The 17637-nt window shown below is 66.0% G+C and carries 16 protein-coding genes and 1 tRNA gene; 6 read left to right on the top strand and 11 right to left on the bottom strand.

Going from position 1 to position 17637, the window contains the following annotated elements:
* Positions 1 to 38: 38 nt before the first annotated feature.
* The 4 genes from purH to P0652_RS12290 all read right to left on the bottom strand — a co-directional run bounded on the left by purH (position 39) and on the right by P0652_RS12290 (position 5557).
* Positions 39 to 1631 (bottom strand): bifunctional phosphoribosylaminoimidazolecarboxamide formyltransferase/IMP cyclohydrolase, encoded by a 1593-nt coding sequence (purH, locus tag P0652_RS12305; RefSeq protein ID WP_284179126.1) that lies wholly within the window; start codon positions 1629 to 1631, stop codon positions 39 to 41.
* 99 nt (positions 1632 to 1730) lie between these two features.
* Positions 1731 to 3479: a heparinase II/III family protein gene (locus P0652_RS12300; protein ID WP_284179125.1), complete on the bottom strand. Its 1749-nt coding sequence runs from the start codon at positions 3477 to 3479 to the stop codon at positions 1731 to 1733.
* Entirely contained in the window at positions 3476 to 4816 is a 1341-nt protein-coding gene (locus P0652_RS12295; protein WP_284179124.1) for an RsmB/NOP family class I SAM-dependent RNA methyltransferase, read from the bottom strand. The genes P0652_RS12300 and P0652_RS12295 overlap by 4 nt, the downstream gene beginning before the upstream one ends.
* Positions 4817 to 4843: 27 nt before the next feature.
* Positions 4844 to 5557 carry an RluA family pseudouridine synthase gene (locus P0652_RS12290; protein WP_284179537.1) on the bottom strand — a complete coding sequence of 238 codons (714 nt, stop codon included), beginning with the start codon at positions 5555 to 5557 and terminating at the stop codon, positions 4844 to 4846.
* A gap of 66 nt (positions 5558 to 5623) precedes the next feature.
* Between P0652_RS12290 and P0652_RS12285 the strand changes: the two genes are divergently transcribed.
* The gene (locus P0652_RS12285) at positions 5624 to 5833 is read left to right on the top strand and encodes a DUF1674 domain-containing protein (RefSeq protein WP_502947524.1); all 210 of its coding nucleotides are present in this window, start codon (positions 5624 to 5626) and stop codon (positions 5831 to 5833) included.
* Between the two features lie 14 nt (positions 5834 to 5847).
* Here the strand turns inward: P0652_RS12285 and P0652_RS12280 are convergent, their stop codons facing one another.
* The 6 genes from P0652_RS12280 to tsaD form a co-directional block, all read right to left on the bottom strand.
* Positions 5848 to 6384: a L,D-transpeptidase gene (locus tag P0652_RS12280; RefSeq protein WP_284179122.1), complete on the bottom strand. Its 537-nt coding sequence runs from the start codon at positions 6382 to 6384 to the stop codon at positions 5848 to 5850.
* A gap of 147 nt (positions 6385 to 6531) precedes the next feature.
* Positions 6532 to 8478, bottom strand: a complete 1947-nt coding sequence (gene acs, locus P0652_RS12275) for an acetate--CoA ligase (RefSeq protein WP_284179121.1) — start codon at positions 8476 to 8478, stop codon at positions 6532 to 6534.
* A gap of 147 nt (positions 8479 to 8625) precedes the next feature.
* On the bottom strand, positions 8626 to 9042 hold the full coding sequence (locus tag P0652_RS12270) for an EVE domain-containing protein (protein ID WP_284179120.1): 417 nt from the start codon (positions 9040 to 9042) through the stop codon (positions 8626 to 8628).
* Between the two features lie 12 nt (positions 9043 to 9054).
* Positions 9055 to 9582, bottom strand: a complete 528-nt coding sequence (locus P0652_RS12265; RefSeq protein ID WP_284179119.1) for a L,D-transpeptidase family protein — start codon at positions 9580 to 9582, stop codon at positions 9055 to 9057.
* Between the two features lies 1 nt (position 9583).
* Positions 9584 to 10573 (bottom strand): NAD(P)H-dependent glycerol-3-phosphate dehydrogenase, encoded by a 990-nt coding sequence (locus P0652_RS12260; protein WP_284179118.1) that lies wholly within the window; start codon positions 10571 to 10573, stop codon positions 9584 to 9586.
* A complete protein-coding gene (gene tsaD / locus P0652_RS12255; protein ID WP_284179536.1) occupies positions 10570 to 11625 on the bottom strand; it encodes a tRNA (adenosine(37)-N6)-threonylcarbamoyltransferase complex transferase subunit TsaD in 1056 nt (351 codons plus the stop codon). The genes P0652_RS12260 and tsaD overlap by 4 nt, the downstream gene beginning before the upstream one ends.
* 208 nt (positions 11626 to 11833) lie before the next feature.
* On the opposite strand from tsaD, the gene hemC reads away from it, so the two are divergent.
* The 5 genes from hemC to P0652_RS12230 all read left to right on the top strand — a co-directional run bounded on the left by hemC (position 11834) and on the right by P0652_RS12230 (position 16637).
* On the top strand, positions 11834 to 12763 hold the full coding sequence (gene hemC / locus P0652_RS12250; RefSeq protein ID WP_284179117.1) for a hydroxymethylbilane synthase: 930 nt from the start codon (positions 11834 to 11836) through the stop codon (positions 12761 to 12763).
* A 2-nt stretch (positions 12764 to 12765) separates the two neighbouring features.
* Positions 12766 to 13482, top strand: coding sequence for a uroporphyrinogen-III synthase (locus P0652_RS12245; protein WP_284179116.1), 717 nt, complete (start codon positions 12766 to 12768; stop codon positions 13480 to 13482).
* 134 nt (positions 13483 to 13616) lie between these two features.
* Entirely contained in the window at positions 13617 to 14909 is a 1293-nt protein-coding gene (locus tag P0652_RS12240; RefSeq protein WP_284179115.1) for a hypothetical protein, read from the top strand.
* Positions 14910 to 14918: 9 nt separating this feature from the next.
* Complete coding sequence (locus P0652_RS12235; RefSeq protein WP_284179114.1) at positions 14919 to 16493, top strand: heme biosynthesis protein HemY; 1575 nt, start codon at positions 14919 to 14921, stop codon at positions 16491 to 16493.
* Positions 16494 to 16561: 68 nt separating this feature from the next.
* Positions 16562 to 16637: transfer RNA gene (locus P0652_RS12230), tRNA-Thr, on the top strand.
* On the opposite strand, the gene P0652_RS18795 is transcribed toward P0652_RS12230, so the two are convergent.
* On the bottom strand, positions 16590 to 17597 hold the full coding sequence (locus tag P0652_RS18795; RefSeq protein ID WP_502947529.1) for a recombinase family protein: 1008 nt from the start codon (positions 17595 to 17597) through the stop codon (positions 16590 to 16592). The genes P0652_RS12230 and P0652_RS18795 overlap by 48 nt on opposite strands.
* Positions 17598 to 17637: the final 40 nt, after the last annotated feature.

The raw sequence follows: 17637 nt of genomic DNA, 5'->3' as shown, positions 1-17637 counted from the left end.
CTGGAACAGCCTTTGCCAGCCGGTGCCGGATGGCGGGCTTAATGCCGGAAATGCCGGGTTCCCGTGAAGACCATCGCGAGCTCGGCCTTGTTGGCCGCCTCGATCACCTCGTTGTCGCGCATCGAACCGCCCGGCTGGATGACAGCCGTCGCACCCGCAGCGACCAGCGCCTCCAGCCCGTCAGCGAACGGGAAGAACGCATCCGAGGCCGCGACCGAGCCGATGGTGAGCGGCGTATCGCTGCCGAGAGCCCGGGCGGCCTCGCCGGCCTTCCACGCTGCGATCCGCGCTGAATCCACCCGGCTCATCTGGCCGGCGCCAATGCCGACCGTGACCCCGCCTTTGGCATAGACGATGGCGTTCGACTTCACATGCTTGACCACGCGATAGGCGAAGCGAAGGTCCGAAAGCTCGGCCTCGGTCGGCTGGCGGTTTGTGACAACCCGCAACTCCATATCGTCGACCACGGCATTGTCCCGAGTCTGGACAAGGCGGCCACCGGCGATCGAGCGCAGGACGATGTCGTCGGCGCGCGGATCGGGCAGGCCTTTCGTGAGCAGCAGCCGCAGGTTCTTCTTGGCGGCGACGATGGCGATGGCTTCCTCGCTCGCTTCGGGCGCGATGATCACTTCCGTGAAGATCTCGGTAATGGCGCGGGCCGATTCGGCATCGAGGGCGCGGTTGGTGGCGACAATCCCGCCGAAGGCCGAAACCGGATCACAGGCGAGCGCGCGCCGGTAGGCCTCCTCCAGCGTGCCGCCCTCGGCGACGCCACAGGGATTGGCATGCTTGATGATGGCAACGGCGGCTGTGCGGGCCGGGTTGAATTCGGCGACGCATTCGAAGGCTGCATCGGCATCGTTGAGGTTGTTGTAGGACAGGGCCTTGCCCTGCACCTGCCGCGCGGTAGCGACACCGGGCCGCGCCTGCTGCGGCTTGAGCACGAGCCAGGCCTTCTGATGCGGGTTCTCGCCATAGCGCAGCTCGGTTGCGGTCGCATCGACCTCGCGCGCAAGCTGCGGCCCGTCGCGCGTCTCGCCAGCGAACCATTCGGCGATCGCCCGGTCATAGGCGGCGGTATGGGCGAAGGCCTTGGCGGCAAGGGCCCGGCGGAAGCTGCCGCGCGTTTCCCCGCCATAGGTATCGAGTTCCGCCAGAAGTGCCCCGTAATCCTTCGGGTCAACCACGACACAGACGCCGTCATGGTTCTTGGCCGAAGAGCGGATCATGGCCGGACCGCCGATATCGATATTCTCGATGATGGTTTCGAAATCGGCCCCGCGCGCGAGGGTTTCGCGGAAAGGATAGAGATTGCCGACCAGAAGGTCGATCGGGGCAATGCCATGCGCCAGCAGGGCTGCCTCATGTTCCGGATTGCCGCGCATGGCGAGCAGCCCGCCATGGACCTTGGGATGTAGCGTCTTCACCCGGCCATCCATCATTTCCGGGAAGCCCGTCACCTCGGAAATGTCGAGGACATCGATCCCCGCAGCCAGCAGCGCGGCGCGCGAGCCGCCCGTGGAGATCAGCGTGACGTCACGCGCCTTCAGCGCCCGGGCGAGTTCGACAAGTCCGGACTTGTCGAACACCGAAAGCAGGGCGCGCTGGACGGGGCGGGTCTTGTTGGGCATGGGGAACGGCTCCGGACAATGGTCCGCGCGCGATAGCACATGCGTTTGCACCGCACCATGCCGATTGCCGAAAAACTGTGCCGGCAAGGCTTTGTCGCCTCAACCTTGATAGGGCACGAGCCGCCAGTGGATATCGAGGGAGCCGGAAATCGGGACGTCGAGGATGATGGCCTCGGTCCTTGGATTCAGGATTTCCTGATCGTAGCAGCGGCTCTCCTCGAGATGCAGCGGCAGGCCGGGCGCCTCGAAAAGCCAGAGATCCCGTCCCGGCTGCTGATGGGGCAGCCTCAGCATGACACCATCCTGGCGTGACAGCATGACGGGCAGGATGCGCGGGTGGAGGTGGAAGGCCAGCGTGATCCGCCGGTTCTGGCCGCGGCCATCAGTCTGGATGATCCGGTCGAGGCCCTGTAGCCCACCGCCGCCCAGAAGCGTGAGGTGCCGCTCGACCCGATAGCCGAGGCTTTCCGCCAGCCCGTCATGGCGCAGCACGAGATATTGCATGCCCGGCGTCACCACCCGCTCGACCGGCCCGGCCTCGCCGGCCGAGGTCAGCCCGTAGGCGCGGCCTTCCAGGAGCGAGGTCTGGGGCGCGAGGCTGACGAAGGACTGGTCATCGATCAGGAGCGTCGAATGCGCCGCGCCGACCCGGAAGGACCGCGCCACATCGCCTTCGGCCCAGGCAGGGATGCCACAATTGACGATCAGCTTGTCCGCCTTGGTCGAGAACTCGAAGGCAAGGGCGCTCGCGGTCGCGTTCTCGTCGAAGCCCGGCGGTGGTTGCCGCCCGGTATCGGCGATGACGATACCGTTCTCGTCCTCGAGCCGCTCGAAGCCGCTCTCTGTCGCTGAATCCAGCCGCGCCACCCGCCCGGATCCGAAGCGCGTTACCTGTGAAACCAGATCGCGCAGGGCAAGGCCGCCGCCGTTGAACAGCGCGAGGCCGCCATCGGGCTGCTGCATCATCCGGATGAAGCTGATGAGCCTCAGCAGGTTCGGACCGAGCATTTCGGGCGGGCCGGAATGGCGTGCCCGATAGAGCGCCAGCAGCGGAATGAGGTTCGCCGCCAACCGTACAGCCGTGGCGGGGTTGCGATCAAGCGGCCCGCCATCGCGGGCGAGGCTCCGCTCCAGATTGTCCTGAAACAACGATTCGGCCTGTCGCAGGGCCGAGGCCGGCCGGTCAAGCGCGAGGGCATGGAACAACAAGGCAATGGCCGCCTCGAGGGCCAGCATCCCGATCTGCGGTTGAGTCGCGAGGACGCGCGCCATGGCGGCATCCCGCTGGAGATGGTGCAGGAGCACCTGGTATTCGCTGAAATCCGCCTGGTCGGTCATCAGGGCGGAATGGGTGATCCAGGCGATGAGCCGGCGCGGCACAGCCTCGGGATCCTCGGCGGCAGGCCATGCCGCTTGCTGCCGCTTCGCCATCCACCGGCGGGCAAGTTGCCGCGCGCCCTTCCGGATCTCCGGATCGCCGCTGGCATCGAAATGACGCAGCCACTCGAATCCGTGCAGGCCGATCGAGAAGGACCGGCAGGGAGGCGGGAGATCGAAGGGCGAGCGCCCGCCCGTCAGCAACGTCCGGCCGCCGAGGACGATCTGCCCGGACAGGAAATCCCCCGCGATGCTGGGATCGGCCAAATGGAGATGAGGGGGGACGAACAGGAAGCGCGTGGCATGGAACCGGCGTCGCCCGAACCAGCTGCGCGCCAAGGCAAGGCGCCAGGCCAGGCGACGCTGCTGCAGGGTAATCGTACGAGCGGATTTCCGCGAGCCCGCATGGCTTTCCGGCGGATCCGTCAGGCTGGGCTCGTCAGACTCGGCAGGAACCTGTTCACGCATCATGCCAAACGACGCAGCCTTGCGGCAAAAAACCCATCAACTCCGCCAATGCCTGTCATCGCCGACGGCAGCAGCCTCAGGAAACCATCAGGGTTAATTGCTTCCGAGGCAAGACCAAATTCCTGACCGTCGACAGGAATGGCACGAAATTGTTCATGGCTGCCCAGGAAACGCGCAATCTGGAGCTCGCCTTCTTCGGGCTCCAGTGAGCAGGTTGCGTAGACGAGCAGGCCGCCCGGGCGCACCAGGCTTGCCGCATGGGCCAGAAGCCGTGTCTGCTGGGTGGCGAGGGCGAGGATATCCGCCAGGGTCTTCGTCCAGGCGATTTCGGGGTGCCGGCGGATGGTACCGGTGGCCGAGCAGGGCGCATCGAGGAGGACGGCGTCATAGGGCCCGTCGGCAACGGCCATTGCGTCCATGACACGCAGATCCGCCTGCATTTTCAGCCGATCGAGGTTTTCCCGCAGCCGTTCCGCGCGCTGTGCGCTGCGCTCCACAGCGGTCACGATGGCGCCGGCATGGATCAGCTGTGCCGTTTTCCCGCCGGGTGCGGCGCAGAGATCGAGGACGCGCTTGCCCCGGAGGTCGCCGAACAGTCGGGCCGGCATGGCGCTCGCAGCATCCTGCACCTGGAAATGACCGTCCGCAAAGCCGGGAAGACTGGTCACCGCCCGGTCTGACCGGAGCCGCCAGGAACCGGTCTGGAGCGGCTCGACCATGCCATCCAGCGCCTTGGCCGCTTCCGGTGCGAACAGGGTCAGGTCGATGCTTGGTGGCTGCGCATGCTGGGCAGCAATGGCCAGGGCTGCCGGCGGGCCATAGGCCTGGCGCCAGCGTTCCAGCAACCAGGCCGGGCTGTCCTCGCCTTCGATCGGACGGGCGAGAATATTTTCCTTCTCGGCTGCAACCCGCCGCAGCACGGCATTGGCCAGCTTGGCGAAATGCCGGGCCTGCGGGTCCTGCTTGCAGAGTTCGATGGCGACATCGACGGCCGCGTGATCGGGGATATCGAGGAAGAGGATCTGGGCCGTGGCTGTCTGGACCGCTTCGCGCAGAAGCCCGGCATCGGGCCATTCGCCCTGGCTCAGCCTCTCGGCCAGCACGCGCCGGATCGTGCCGAACCGCCGGAAGGTGACCATGGCAATGGCCCGCACGAGGCTGCGATCCGCGTCGCCGAGGGCCGCCTTCGGGGCGGAAAGCTGCAGCGCCTCATCCAGTGATCGCCGTTCGCGCACGGTTCGCCGCACCGCGCCGGCGGCCCAGAGCCGGACGGCGAGTCCGGGATGGCGCTCGCGGTTGCGGGGGCCATCGATGGCGGGCTTTCGATCCTGGGGTGCCACGTCGGTCCTTTCGGCAAGGCGCCCGGGCTACAGGATATCGGGCAGGGTTTCCAGTGCCGATTGATCGAAGCCGAGGGCGGCGAGGAAGGTCGCCATGGCCGCGGGGAGGGGTGCGATCACCTCCAGCGGCTCCTGACGCGGCCTCGGCAACCGGATGCGCCAGGCATGCAGGAGCAGGGTCGGACTGGCCGCCATCGCGCGGTCTCCGCCATAGACCCTGTCGCCGGCCAGCGGCCAGCCCATGGCGGCACAATGGACGCGAAGCTGATGCGTGCGGCCCGTCACAGGCTGCAGGGCCAGCCAGGACAGACCGTCCCGCGTGGCAAGCCGGCGCCAGCGCGTCTCGGAAGGCTGGCCGGCCGGATCGACCTTCATCCACCAGGAGCGCCGGTCATGCGAGCGCCGGGCGAGCGGCAGCTCGATCACCCCGGCGGTCTCGGCCGGCATGCCGCAGGCGAGGGCGAGATAGGTCTTGCGGACGCGCCCCTGCGCGAAGGCCTGGCCGAGCTGCCGGAGGGCAGCGGGGTTGCGCCCCAGCACGAGACAACCGGTTGTCTCCCGGTCGAGCCGGTGGGCCAGTTGCGGCAGAATCGGACCGTCCAGCTGCAGGTCGGGCAGGAAGTCATCCAGCGTCTGGCCGCCTTTCGGCCCGCGATGGACCGCGAGCCCCGAGGGCTTGTCGAGGACCAGACAATCGGCATCGGAAAACAGGATGCGATCGATCAGATCGCGGGAGGTCATGCGCATGAGCGGTCTCTGCCCTCTGGCCATCGGGCCGGCACGGCGCTATGTCGAGGCAAGGTGGTGATGATGACCGAGGAAAACCAAAACCAACCCCCCGTCAAGGTGCTCAGCCCGGCGGCGCAGCGCGCGCTGGCCGAAGCCGCCGAACGGCGTGCTGCGCTCGAGGCGCGCGAGGCTGAATTGACCCGGACCCCCGAGATCAAGGGGCGCGGCGGCAAGGACCCCGTTCGCTACGAGGATTGGGAAGTGAAGGGTATTGCCAGCGATTTTTGAGGCGAGCCCCGCCTTCAGGGAACGACATGGATCCGCGCGCCTACCCGCACGCGCGGCATCAGGTCGAGGATGTCCTCGTCGAGCATGCGGATGCAGCCATAGGACGCATAGGAACCGATCGAGGCGCGCATCGAGGCAGAGGTGCCGTGGATGGCATATTCGCCGGGCGCGATGGTCAGCGCCGCAGCCCCCATCGGATTGTTCGGCGCGCCGCCCGGAATCACATCCGGCAGGCCCGGCCGGTCCCGGCGCACTTCCGCCGGCGGAGACCAGGCGGGGCGGACATGCTTGCCGTCGATCACCCTTGTGCCGAACCATTGCTTGCCGGGCTTGCCGACTGCAACGCGATAGCGGATCGCCGTGCCGTCACCCTGCACGAAATAGAGCTGGCGCTGGCGCGTCGAGACCACAACGGCTCCCGGTTCATAGCCTTGCGGGAAGGCGACGAGGGCGGCCGTGCTGGCGGATGCGGTGTTCGGCAACGCAACGCCGGCCACAGAGCCGGCGGCCAGGCTTCCTCCGAGGCGGACAAGTTCGCGGCGCGACAGCATGAGAACCTCCATTCGTCTTTGCGAATGAAGGGGTGGAAATGCTTGCCGAAATCCTGAAACGGTTTGAAAACCATAGATTTAGGCTAACGAAGCCTTAAATGCAAAGGGCGCCCGCAGGCGCCCTCCCAACTTGTCCAGCGCGGGCGCTCAGCCGCGCTTGTTCTGCCGGTTGGCGATCAGGTCGTCGACGACGCTCGGATCGGCGAGGGTCGATGTGTCGCCGAGCGCGCCGAAATCGTCTTCGGCGATCTTGCGCAGGATGCGGCGCAAGATCTTGCCCGAGCGGGTTTTGGGCAGGCCGGGGGCGAACTGGATCTTGTCCGGCGTGGCAATCGGACCGATCTCGTTGCGGACGGTGACGACCAGCGCCTTGCGGAGATCCTCGCTCGGCTGGATGCCGTTCATCAGGGTCACATAGGCGTAAATGCCCTGGCCCTTGATGTCGTGCGGATAGCCGACCACTGCGGCTTCCGAGACAGATTCGTGCGCCACCAGCGCGCTTTCCACTTCCGCCGTGCCCATCCGATGGCCGGACACGTTGATCACGTCATCGACGCGGCCTGTGATCCAGTAATAGCCGTCGGCGTCGCGGCGGCAGCCATCGCCGGTGAAGTACTTGTTCGGATAGGTGGAGAAATACGTCTCCATAAAGCGCTTGTGGTCGCCGTAGACCGTCCGCATCTGGCCGGGCCAGCTGTCGGCGATGCAGAGATTGCCCTCGCAGGCGCCCTCGAGCACCTTGCCCTCGGCATCCACGATCTCCGGCTTCACGCCGAAGAACGGCCGCGTGGCCGAGCCGGGCTTCAGCTTCGTGGCGCCCGGGAGCGGCGTGATCAGGATGCCGCCGGTTTCCGTCTGCCACCAGGTGTCGACGATCGGGCAACGGCCATCACCGACGACATGGTAGTACCATTCCCAGGCTTCGGGGTTGATCGGCTCGCCGACCGAGCCCAGCAGGCGCAGGCTCTGGCGCGAGGTCTTCTTCACGGCTTCCTCGCCGGCGCCCATCAGCGAGCGGATCGCGGTCGGGGCGGTGTAGAAGATGTTGACCTTGTGCTTGTCGATGACTTCCCAGAACCGCGACACGGTCGGGTAGTTCGGCACGCCCTCGAACATCAGGGTCGTCGCGCCGTTCGAAAGCGGCCCGTAGACGATGTAGGAATGCCCGGTTACCCAGCCCACATCGGCCGTGCACCAGTAGATGTCGCCGTCATGGTAGTCGAAGACGTATTGATGCGTCATCGACGCATAGACGAGATAGCCGCCGGTGGTGTGCAGAACGCCCTTCGGCTTGCCGGTCGAGCCCGAGGTGTAGAGGATGAAGAGCGGATCTTCCGCATTCATCGCCACCGGCTCGCAGGTATCTGCGACCTTGGCGGCTTCCTCGTGGTACCAGACGTCCCGACCTTCCTCCATGTGGACATGGCCGCCGGTGCGCTTCACCACGATGACCTTCTCGAGCGCCGGATGCACCTTGTTGGCGGCAACATCGACATTCTTCTTCAGCGGAACGGCCTTGCCGCCGCGCAGGCCCTCGTCGGCGGTGATCACGACCTTGGAATCGCAATCCTCGATCCGGCCCGCCAGCGCGTCCGGCGAGAAGCCGCCGAACACGATCGAGTGCACGGCGCCGATGCGGGTGCAGGCCAGCATGGCATAGGCCGCTTCGGGGATCATCGGCAGGTAGATGGTGACGCGATCGCCTTTCTTGACGCCATGGGCCTTGAAGACATTCGCCATCCGGCAGGTTTCGCGATGCAGTTCGGCATAGGTGATCAGCCGGGAATCGGCCGGATCATCGCCTTCCCAGATGATGGCGACCTGATCGGCGCGCTTGGCGAGATGACGGTCGATGCAATTGACCGAGACATTGAGTTCGCCATCCTCGAACCATTTGATCGAGACATTGCCCGGGGCATAGGAGACGTTCTTGACCTTGCTGTACGGCTTCATCCAGTCGAGGCGCTTGCCCTCCTCGCGCCAGAAACCGTCAGGATCCCGCGCGGAGGCTTCGTATTTGGCCCGGTAGGCGGCGTCATTGAAGAACGCGCGCGACTGCCAGCTCGACGGAACGTCGTAAATCTTCTCGGACATTTGACTCTCCCAAACCGAAAGGCGCCCAGCAAACACCGAATTGCAGGGGTTATTCTTGCTTGGTCCTGTTCTTACCCGATCATGCGGAAAGGCGGAAGATTGCCGCGTCTCCGCAATTGGACCAAAGCGAAAGGTTGTAGAGCCGTCTCAGAGACCCGCCATCTCGCCGATGATCCGCCATTCCTCGTCCGTTACAGGCTGGACCGAGAGGCGCATGCAGGTGATCAGGCTCATCTTTGCCAGCGAGGGGGTCGCCTTGACCTCTTTCAGCGAGACCGGGCGGGGCAGGGGCCTCACGGCAGCGAAATCCACCCAGACCCAGGGTTCGCCCGGCGCGGCGGTGGGATCGGGATAGGCCTCGCGGATCACCTTGACGATGCCGACGATCTCCAGCCCCTCATTGGAATGGTAGAAGAACACTTCCTCGCCCAGCTTCATCTTCATCATGTTGAGCTTGGCGAGATGGTTGCGCACCCCGTCCCAATGCGTGCCCGCGGCCCCGGCAGCCACCTGCTGGTCCCAGGACCATTTGAACGGTTCGGATTTCACCAGCCAGTGGGCCAACGTCTTTCCTCCTCAGGGTCGAATCTCGACGGGAGTACCGATATCGACAAACTTCCATAAATCTTCAATCTCGGTATTGGTGACCGCAACGCAACCATTCGTCCAATCCAGCAACCGGTGAAGCCCGCCAAGGAAGCCTAGGCCATTCCGAATGCCATGAATCATGATGTCCGATCCCGGTGGAACATGGCGGGCGGCTGCGACGGCGGAATCGACAGCATTGGGATACGAAATCCTTAGCGCTAGATGATAAGCGCTCCGTTGGTTACGAAAATCGATGAAGTACCTGCCTTCTGGTGTCTTTTTATCGCCCTCTTGTTGTTTATGACCCGAGGGATTCCTTCCAAGTGATACAGTATAGCTACGTATTTCTGTATTTTTTCTGATTAATTTCAGGCTACGTTCAGATTTTCTGATAATTATCAAATCTGCCCGCTCGGATCTATCAACAAGAGGAGGTGCATTGCGTGAAATTTTACTCAGGTCGAATGCGACGAAGCTCGAAAAAAGTACAACGATAACGAGTGCCAACCGCCGCACGTCATTCTCCTCTCAGCGGACGCGCCATCAGATGGCGCACGGCATCGCCGACGGAAAGTCTCTCCTCGAGGATGGCCGTGACGGCGTCGACGATCGGCATCTCGAGCCCGCGCGCCTTTGCGGATTCGGCGAGAATCGCGGCGGTGAAGGCACCCTCGGCAAGCTTGCCACTTCCGATCGCCTCGCGCGGGGTGCGGCCCTGGCCCAGCGCGAGGCCGAGCGCGTAGTTCCGCGATTGCGGCGAGGAGGCGGTCAGGACCAGATCGCCGAGGCCAGACAGGCCCATCAGCGTTTCCGGCCTTGCGCCGTAGGCCCGGGCGAAGCGCTGCAATTCGGCAAAGCCGCGGGTGATCATGGCCGCCCGGGCGCTGTCGCCGAGGCCAAGGCCGGCGACGATCCCGGCAGCGATGGCCAGCACGTTCTTCGCCGCGCCGCCGATCTCTACGCCCCGGATATCCGTGGTGTGATAGAGGCGCAGGCCCGGTGAGGACAGGAAGCGGGCCAGAGCCTCGGCATCGGTCGCATCGGCCATGGCCAGCGCGATCGCAGTCGGCAGGCCCCGCGCGATGTCGGCGGCGAAAGACGGGCCGGAGAGGATGCCGAAACGGTGTGCACCGAGCGTTTCCGCGAGGATTTCAGTCGCAAAGGCGCCGGTTCGCTGTTCCATGCCCTTGGCGGCGGAGATCACCGCACGGCCCTGCGGCAGGACGAGTGCCACGGCCTCGCTGACCTGCCGGAGTGCCTGAGTCGGCACAGCCATAACGAGAATGCCTGCAAGAACAGCCTCGGAAAGGTCGGCCGTAGCCCGGATCCCTGTCGGCAGGCTGGCGCCGGGGAAAAGGGCGCCGAGATCGCGCCCCGCATCGAGCGCGGCCATCGCTTCGGCGTCGCGTCCCCAGAGCGTAACCTCGCGGCCGGCTTGCCGGAAGGCCAAGGCGAGTGCCGTTCCGAAGGCACCGGCGCCGATAACCGAAACCCTGTTGCCCTTCACGCGCGGGCTCCCGGCTTCGCGCGGCTCTCGTCCAGCGGCCAGCGGGGGCGGGCGGCGGCGTCCAGATCGTCAATCAGGCCGCGCTGCAGCCGTTCGATCCCGGCCCAGGCGATCATCGCGCCGTTATCCGTGCAGAGCGCGGGCGGTGGGATGACGAGCCGCAGCCCGGCCTCGGTGGCCGAGCGCTGCAGGGCGTGGCGGATGGCGCGGTTGGCTCCGACGCCGCCGGCGATGACAAGGGCCGAGGGCTGGCCGATTTCCTTGCGGAAATGCCGGATCCCGATCCGCGTGCGGTCGATCACGCAATCGACCACAGCTGCCTGGAAGGAAGCGCAGAGATCAGCCACGTCCCGGTCGCGCAAAGGCTGGATGGCTTCCGCGGCGAGGCGGACGGCAGTCTTCAGCCCGGAAAGCGAGAAATCGGGCTCGGGCTTGCCGAAAAGCGGCCGCGGCAGCTGGAAACGCTCGGGATCGCCCTCCCGCGCGGCCTGCTCGACGGCGGGGCCACCGGGAAAGCCGAGGCTGAGCATCTTCGCGACCTTGTCGAAGGCCTCGCCGATCGCATCGTCGATCGTGGTGCCGATACGGACATAGTCCCCCACCTCGCGCACGGCCACGAGCTGGGTATGCCCGCCGGATGCAAGGAGCAGCAGGTAGGGAAAGTTGAGATCATCGGTCAGGCGGGGCGTCAGCGCATGGGCCTCGAGATGGTTGATCGCCAGCAGCGGCTTGCCGAGGCCAAGGGCGATGGCCTTGCCGGTCGTCAGCCCGACCAGCACGCCGCCGATCAGCCCGGGTCCGGCCGCAGCGGCGATGCCATCCAGGGCGGAAAAGCCGATGCCCGCTTCCTCCATGGCCTCGCGGATCAGGCGATCGAGAATTTCCACATGTGCCCTGGCCGCGATTTCGGGCACGACGCCGCCATAGGGCCGGTGTTCGACGATCTGCGAGCGGATCCGGTTCGACAGGATCTTCCGCGTGCCATCGCGCGCGCACTCGACCACGGCAGCAGAGGTCTCGTCGCAGGTGGTTTCGATGCCGAGAACGCGAATCATGCGCAGATGCAGGTCCTGTTGCGGGTCCGATGCCGGATCCGGACAGAGATCACGGGATTTCGTCTCTACGATGGCCGGCGAGGGATTGCAAAAGGATTGGGCGACGGATTCGGACGCCCTTCCGGCATTCAGGTGTTCCATTCAATTGACACCGGCGCGCCGCTGGCCTTTGCTGGCCATCCTTTGACCGCGTGGACCCTGTCTCATGAGTGATCTCGACCGCCCCTTCATCATCGGCACGCGCGGCTCGCCGCTGGCGCTTGCGCAGGCGCGCATGACGCGGGAGGCCCTGATGGAGGTGGCCGGTCTCGCCGGGGACGCGATCCTCACCGAGATCATCTCGACCACGGGGGACCAGACCCAGGACCGCCCGCTGTCGGAGATCGGCGGGAAGGGCCTGTTCACGAAGGAAATCGACATGGCCCAGCTCGAGGGGCGGGTCGATATCGCCGTCCATTCGGCCAAGGACCTGCCGACGCTGCTGCCGGATGGCCTCGAGATTGCCGGTTGTCTGCCGCGCGAGGATTGCCGTGATGCCGTGATCGCGCCGCGCCACGGCACCCTGGCGAAGCTGCCGCACGGGGCGCGTGTCGGCACCGTCTCGCTGCGCCGGCAGGCCCTGATCCGGCGGATGCGCCCCGACCTGCGCGTCGAGGCCCTGCGCGGCAATGTGGGCACGCGGTTGGAAAAGGCGAGGACGGGAGAGTTCGATGCGGTGATCCTCGCCATGGCCGGGCTCAAACGTCTCGGCCTCGATGGCGCCGTGACCGAGGTGCTCGAGCGGACGGAATTCATCCCGGCCGTGGGACAAGGCGCCGTGGCGTTGGTGACACGGGTTGGCGATGCTCGTGTGCGCCGCGTCGTCGATGCGATCATCCATGGCCAGACGGGCATCGAACTGGCTGCAGAACGGGCTTTCCTGACGGTGCTGGACGGCTCCTGCCGGACGCCGATCGGCGGCAATGCCACGGTGGATGGCGGGCGGGTGATCTTCCGGGGCATCGTGCTTTCTCCGGACGGGATTTCCGCGCAATCCGTGATGGAAGAGGCGCCTCTGGCCGAGGCTGCCCAACTCGGCGAGCGCCTCGGCCATATCCTGAAAGGTCGCCAGCCCCAGGGTCTGGCTCTGGCCTGATCATGGCGCGCGTGCTGGTCACCCGCGCGGCAGACCAGGCCGAGGACACGGCACGCCGCTTGCGTGAACAGGGCCATGTGCCGGTGATCGCGCCGTTGCGGCGGGTCGAGCGGCTTGTCGAGCGGCTGGATGGCGACGCGCCCGCCAGGATTGTCGTGACGAGCGCCAACGCGCTCCGGGACATTGCCGTTCCGCCGGGCTGGCTGGCGGTCCCGGTCATTGCTGTCGGCGAGGCCACCGCCCAGGCCGCGCGGAATGCGGGGTTCCCGAAGGTCTCGGCAGCCGGTGGCGATGCCCGCTCTGCGGCGTCCCTGCTGCTGGCTGGCGGTGTGAGCGCCGAGCCCGTGGTGTTCCTAGCCGGTTCACCCCGAAAGCCGGATTTCGAGGCGATGCTTGAGGCGGCAGGCCAGGCTGTCCGCGTGGTCGAAATCTATCGCATGATCGAGGATGCCAGCCTGCCGGCGGGAATTCTCGAGGAATTCACGGCGGGCAGCCTTGACGCGGTCCTCCATTTTTCGGCCGAAAGCGCCACGACCTTCATCAAGGCGCTCGCTGTTGCAGGGCTGCCACTCCCGGCCCTTTCCCCCCGGCATCTCGCGCTGTCCGCCGATGCGGCCCGCCCGCTGGTCGAGGCCGGGCTTTCCCGTTCGGCCCTTCTCGTCGCGCGCTGCCCCACGCAGGACGCCCTGCTGGATCTGCTCGGCCCGCCGCTGGGCTGACCATGCGTCTATCCGTCTTTACAATTGACCTTGCCGGCACTTTTCGGTTCATGGAACAAGGTTCGTCATCGTTCCGTCCATCCCCGGTGTGAAGGATGCACGGGTGGGCGGAAACAGGATCGGGAAGCCTTGCAATGACCGACAGACCGGACGGGGAAACCACCAGCGGCACGACAGCGAAAGCCGGAAAGGGCCGCCAGAAAGCCCCGCCGGTGCTGGATCTTCCCGCCGAGGCCGTGAACGAGGTCAAGCCGGACGAGCCAGCAGCCGAAACTGCTGCCTCCTCTGGCCCGAATCCCGCCGTTGATCTGCCGCTGATGGAAGCACCATCCGGCGTCGAGGCGCCGGCCACGGCATCGCCCGAACCGGGGCCGCAGCCGGCAACCCAGCCTTCGCGGCTCATGCCTGTCCTTGCAGGTCTCGTCGCCGGACTGGTTGGTGGTGCCGCGGCATCGCAGTTCCTTCCGCACCTGTCCGGTGCGCAGCCCGCCACCGATGCCGCGCTGGTCGGTCGGGTGGCCCAACTGGAGCAACAGGCTCGTGCGATCCGGCCTGCCGAGGCCGTGCCGCCGGCCGTTGCCCAGAAAATCCAGCAACTCGATTCGCTCCTTGCCGAGCTTCCGAAACGGGAAGCGGCGCTGAAAGCCGAGATCGCGTCGCTTCGGCAGGCGCTGGAAAGCCGGCCGGCAGCGATCGCGTCCCAGCCGGCAGGGCCCTCCCCCGCGATCGAAGCGCTGACGGATCGTCTCGGGAACCTCGAGCAGGGTGTCCGGACCCTTCCGCAGGGCGTGAGCCAGCTCTCGGCCCGAGTTGATGCGCTGCAGCCGAGGCTCGAAACCGTCACGCGGGATCTCCAGAACCTTTCCGGCCGGATCGGCGGTCTCGGCGCCCGGGATGCCCTTTCCGGTGCCAATGCGCGGCTGGCGGCGGTGACGCTCGCCGAAGAGGCTTTTGCGGGGGCGCAGCCACTCGCCCCGGCGCTGGACCTTCTCAAGGGATTGCTGCCCGATACGGCGCCGCTCGCGTCGCTCCAGCCTTTCGCCGAGCGCGGGCCGGACGCACCGGCGGCGCTGGTAGCCGCCCTGAAGGCGGCCTTGCCGAAACCGCCATCGCCGGAGGAGGGCAAGCCGGTTTCCTGGACGGAGCGCATGCGGCAATCCGCCATGTCCTTCGTCGATATCCGAAAGACCGGCAATGTCACCGGCGTCGATGACCAGTCCGCCATCCGCCGGGCCGAACAGGCGGTCCTGCGCGGTGACCTTGCCGGCGCCCTTGCAGCGACGAGCCGGCTTTCTCCAGCCATGGCGCCTGCTCTCGCCGAATGGCGGGCCTCACTCGAACGGCAGGTCAAGGGGCGGGAAGCCCTCGCCCAGCTCCGCCGGGAGGCGCTGACCTTCCTCGCGCAGACCGTGCAGGCAGCGAAGTAGGGGCTGGCCATGATCAAGTTCCTTGTTTTCCTGGTCCTCCTTGCCGGTCTGGCCTTCGGGTTCAGCACGCTGGCCGATACGGAAGGCCATGTCCTGCTGCAGTTCGGCGATACCGAATACCGGGTTACCCTCGTCACGGGGCTTGTCGCCCTCCTGGCCCTGACCGCCCTGCTGATGGTTCTTTGGACTGTTCTGCGGCTCATCTTCCGGCTGCCGAGCCTGATCGGCCTGGCCAATCGCGTGCGGCGGCAGGCCAAGGGCCAGCAGGCCATTGCACGGGGCCTGATTGCCGTCGGATCCGGTGATTCCCGGCTGGCTTTGCGCCATGCGCAGGAATCGCGCCGGCTGCTTGGCCAGGAGCCCCTCGCTCTGCTGCTCTCGGCCCAGGCGGCGCAGCTTTCCGGAGACCGCAAGAGCGCCGAAGATGCATTCCGCGCCATGGCGGAGCGTGCCGATACGCAATCCCTCGGGTTGCGCGGCCTGTTCATCGAAGCCGAGCGCCGCAACGACAGCGCTGCTGCCCTTGGCTATGCAGACGAGGCCCTGCGGCGTGCGCCGGATTCGCCCTGGGCCAATGACGCGATGCTCGGATTCCGGGCTGCTGCCGGAGACTGGCGGGGCGCGATCGCGCTTGTCGACCAGGCGATTTCCCGTCGGCTTGTCGATCGTGAGGAGGGCCGTCGCCGGCGCGCCGTCCTGCTGGCGGCCGCGGCCCTGCAGGCGCAGGAGAGCAACCCGGACGATGCCCTGTCGCTGGCGCTGGAATCCCTCCGCATGACGCCTGGCCTCGTCCCTTCGGCTACGGTTGCCGCACGACGGCTCGCCGCCCGGGGCGATTATGCCAAGGCGACGCGCATCCTCGAGGCGGCCTGGAAAGAAGCACCGCATCCCGACCTCGCCGAAGCCTATCTCGGCGTGCGGCAGGGCGATTCGGCCCTGGACCGCCTCAAGCGCGCCCGTACCCTGGCCAAACTCATGCCGCATGCCCGCGAGTCGCGTTTCGCCGTCGCACGGGCGGCGCTCGATGCGCGGGAATATGCAGCGGCCCGCGAGGCTCTTGACCGGCTGGTGCTGGAAAAGCCCTCGGTCCGGGCCTGCCTGCTCATGGCCGAACTTGAAGAGGTCGAATCCGGCAATCAGGGGCTCGTGCGCTCCTGGCTGGCCCGGGCTTCCCGGGCACCCCGCGATCCTGCCTGGGTGGCGGATGGCGTTGTTTCCGATGATTGGGCACCCGTGGCACCGCTTTCCGGGCGCATTGGCGGCTGGGAATGGCGCGAGCCACCTCAGGCGCTCGAGACGCATGTCCGCGCGCGCATCGATGCGGACCGCTTCGAGCAGCAGGCGGATGCCCCCGCCATCGTTCCGGTCGAGATCCTGCCGGCTGTGGCGCCGGAGCCTCCATCATCGACCGTGGCCGAGCCGGTTGTCGCCGGGCAGGACAAGCCAGGGCCGGCCCCGGAGGAAAGTGCCACCGCGCCCGCCGAGGCCGAACCGCAACCTTTCCGTCCCATTGTCCCCGACGATCCGGGCCCCGAGCCTGGTGAACCGCCCCGGCGGCAGGGTTTCCGGCTGTTCGGAAACTGAGGGTTTTCAACCCGCCTGCATCTGCGGGGTTGCAAGGGTGCCCGACTAGGGCTATGTGCAGCCACGTTGCCGCAATAGCTCAGTTGGTAGAGCACGTCATTCGTAATGATGGGGTCGGGGGTTCGATTCCCTCTTGCGGCACCATTCCTGAACAGAACTGCGAACCGGGGCATGGTTTGAGGTTTTGTTTTTCAGGCCCCTTTCGAAGTTGTCGTTTCGGCCGATTACCCGGATTTTATCGACTGAAACCTCGATTTTGTCGACGATCGAGGTGATCCAGAGCTTGCGGGCGGCGGTGTCGCCTTCCGAAACCCTTTTTCGCAATTCGGTGGTGAATTCGGCCACGACAGCTGCATCGAAGGTGACCGGCGTTGAAGAGGTCGCAAGCGCCCTGTCTCGCGCGGCATTGGCCGAATCGCGCTTCTGCTTCAGGTTGTTTAGCATTGCGGCCAAGGTTGGTTCAGTGGGGTCAATGGCGCCTGCGGCGATCCCCTTGTAGAAGTTCTGCAAGGCCTTCTCCGCAGTAGCAGCCTCGATCTGAAGGTCGGCAATGCGCTGATTGACCGAGGCCTGCCGGGATTGACGCTTGGCCGCGATGGCTTCGAGGATGGAAAGCACCCGGTCTGGCTTAAGCAGCCTTTCGGCAAGAGCTTCGGTCACAAGCGCTTCTGCCTTGGGGCGGGAAATGGTGATGCCCTCGCAGACAAACTTTCCCTTTTTCGTCGAAGCAGAGCATTTGTAATAGGTATAGAGCGTCCCCCGCCGCGATGTGCCGGTCGTGGGCGACATGGCCCCGTCGCACAAACCACACCGGATGATGCCACCGAACAGGCTCGGCGCGCTGTCAAGGCGCGGCCCGCGCCGGGTGGGTTCGCGGCATTGCAGGAGTTCCTGCACACGATCGTACGTCTCCCGATCAATGATGGCCGGGATTGCAACATGGATCAGCTGGTCATCCGGGTTGAATGACCCATCCTTGCGCCGGACATTCCAGGGCCGAGAGCCCGTATAGGCTTCACGGATCAGGATTTCATGGATGGTGCCGGTTCCAAAAACATTGCCTGATCGGGATCTAAAGCCGCGACGATTGAGTTCTTCGGCGATTTTCTTAACGCCGAGTGGCCCCGATCCAGCATCGCCTTCA

It is taken from the genome of Rhabdaerophilum sp. SD176, assembly GCF_030143245.1.
In the GTDB taxonomy this organism is placed as follows: Bacteria; Pseudomonadota; Alphaproteobacteria; order Rhizobiales; family Beijerinckiaceae; genus Rhabdaerophilum.
This window is presented reverse-complemented; position numbering and strand designations above follow the sequence as displayed.

Bases quoted from the DNA above. Each gene is read 5' to 3' on its own strand.
- purH (WP_284179126.1), bottom strand. From the start codon at position 1,631: ATGCCCAACAAGACCCGCCCCGTCCAGCGCGCCCTGCTTTCGGTGTTC.
- P0652_RS12300 (WP_284179125.1), bottom strand. From the start codon at position 3,479: ATGATGCGTGAACAGGTTCCTGCCGAGTCTGACGAGCCCAGCCTGACG.
- P0652_RS12290 (WP_284179537.1), bottom strand. From the start codon at position 5,557: ATGACCTCCCGCGATCTGATCGATCGCATCCTGTTTTCCGATGCCGAT.
- P0652_RS12285 (WP_502947524.1), top strand. From the start codon at position 5,624: ATGATGACCGAGGAAAACCAAAACCAACCCCCCGTCAAGGTGCTCAGC.
- P0652_RS12280 (WP_284179122.1), bottom strand. From the start codon at position 6,384: ATGCTGTCGCGCCGCGAACTTGTCCGCCTCGGAGGAAGCCTGGCCGCC.
- acs (WP_284179121.1), bottom strand. From the start codon at position 8,478: ATGTCCGAGAAGATTTACGACGTTCCGTCGAGCTGGCAGTCGCGCGCG.
- hemC (WP_284179117.1), top strand. From the start codon at position 11,834: ATGAGTGATCTCGACCGCCCCTTCATCATCGGCACGCGCGGCTCGCCG.
- P0652_RS12245 (WP_284179116.1), top strand. From the start codon at position 12,766: ATGGCGCGCGTGCTGGTCACCCGCGCGGCAGACCAGGCCGAGGACACG.
- P0652_RS12240 (WP_284179115.1), top strand. From the start codon at position 13,617: ATGACCGACAGACCGGACGGGGAAACCACCAGCGGCACGACAGCGAAA.
- P0652_RS12235 (WP_284179114.1), top strand. From the start codon at position 14,919: ATGATCAAGTTCCTTGTTTTCCTGGTCCTCCTTGCCGGTCTGGCCTTC.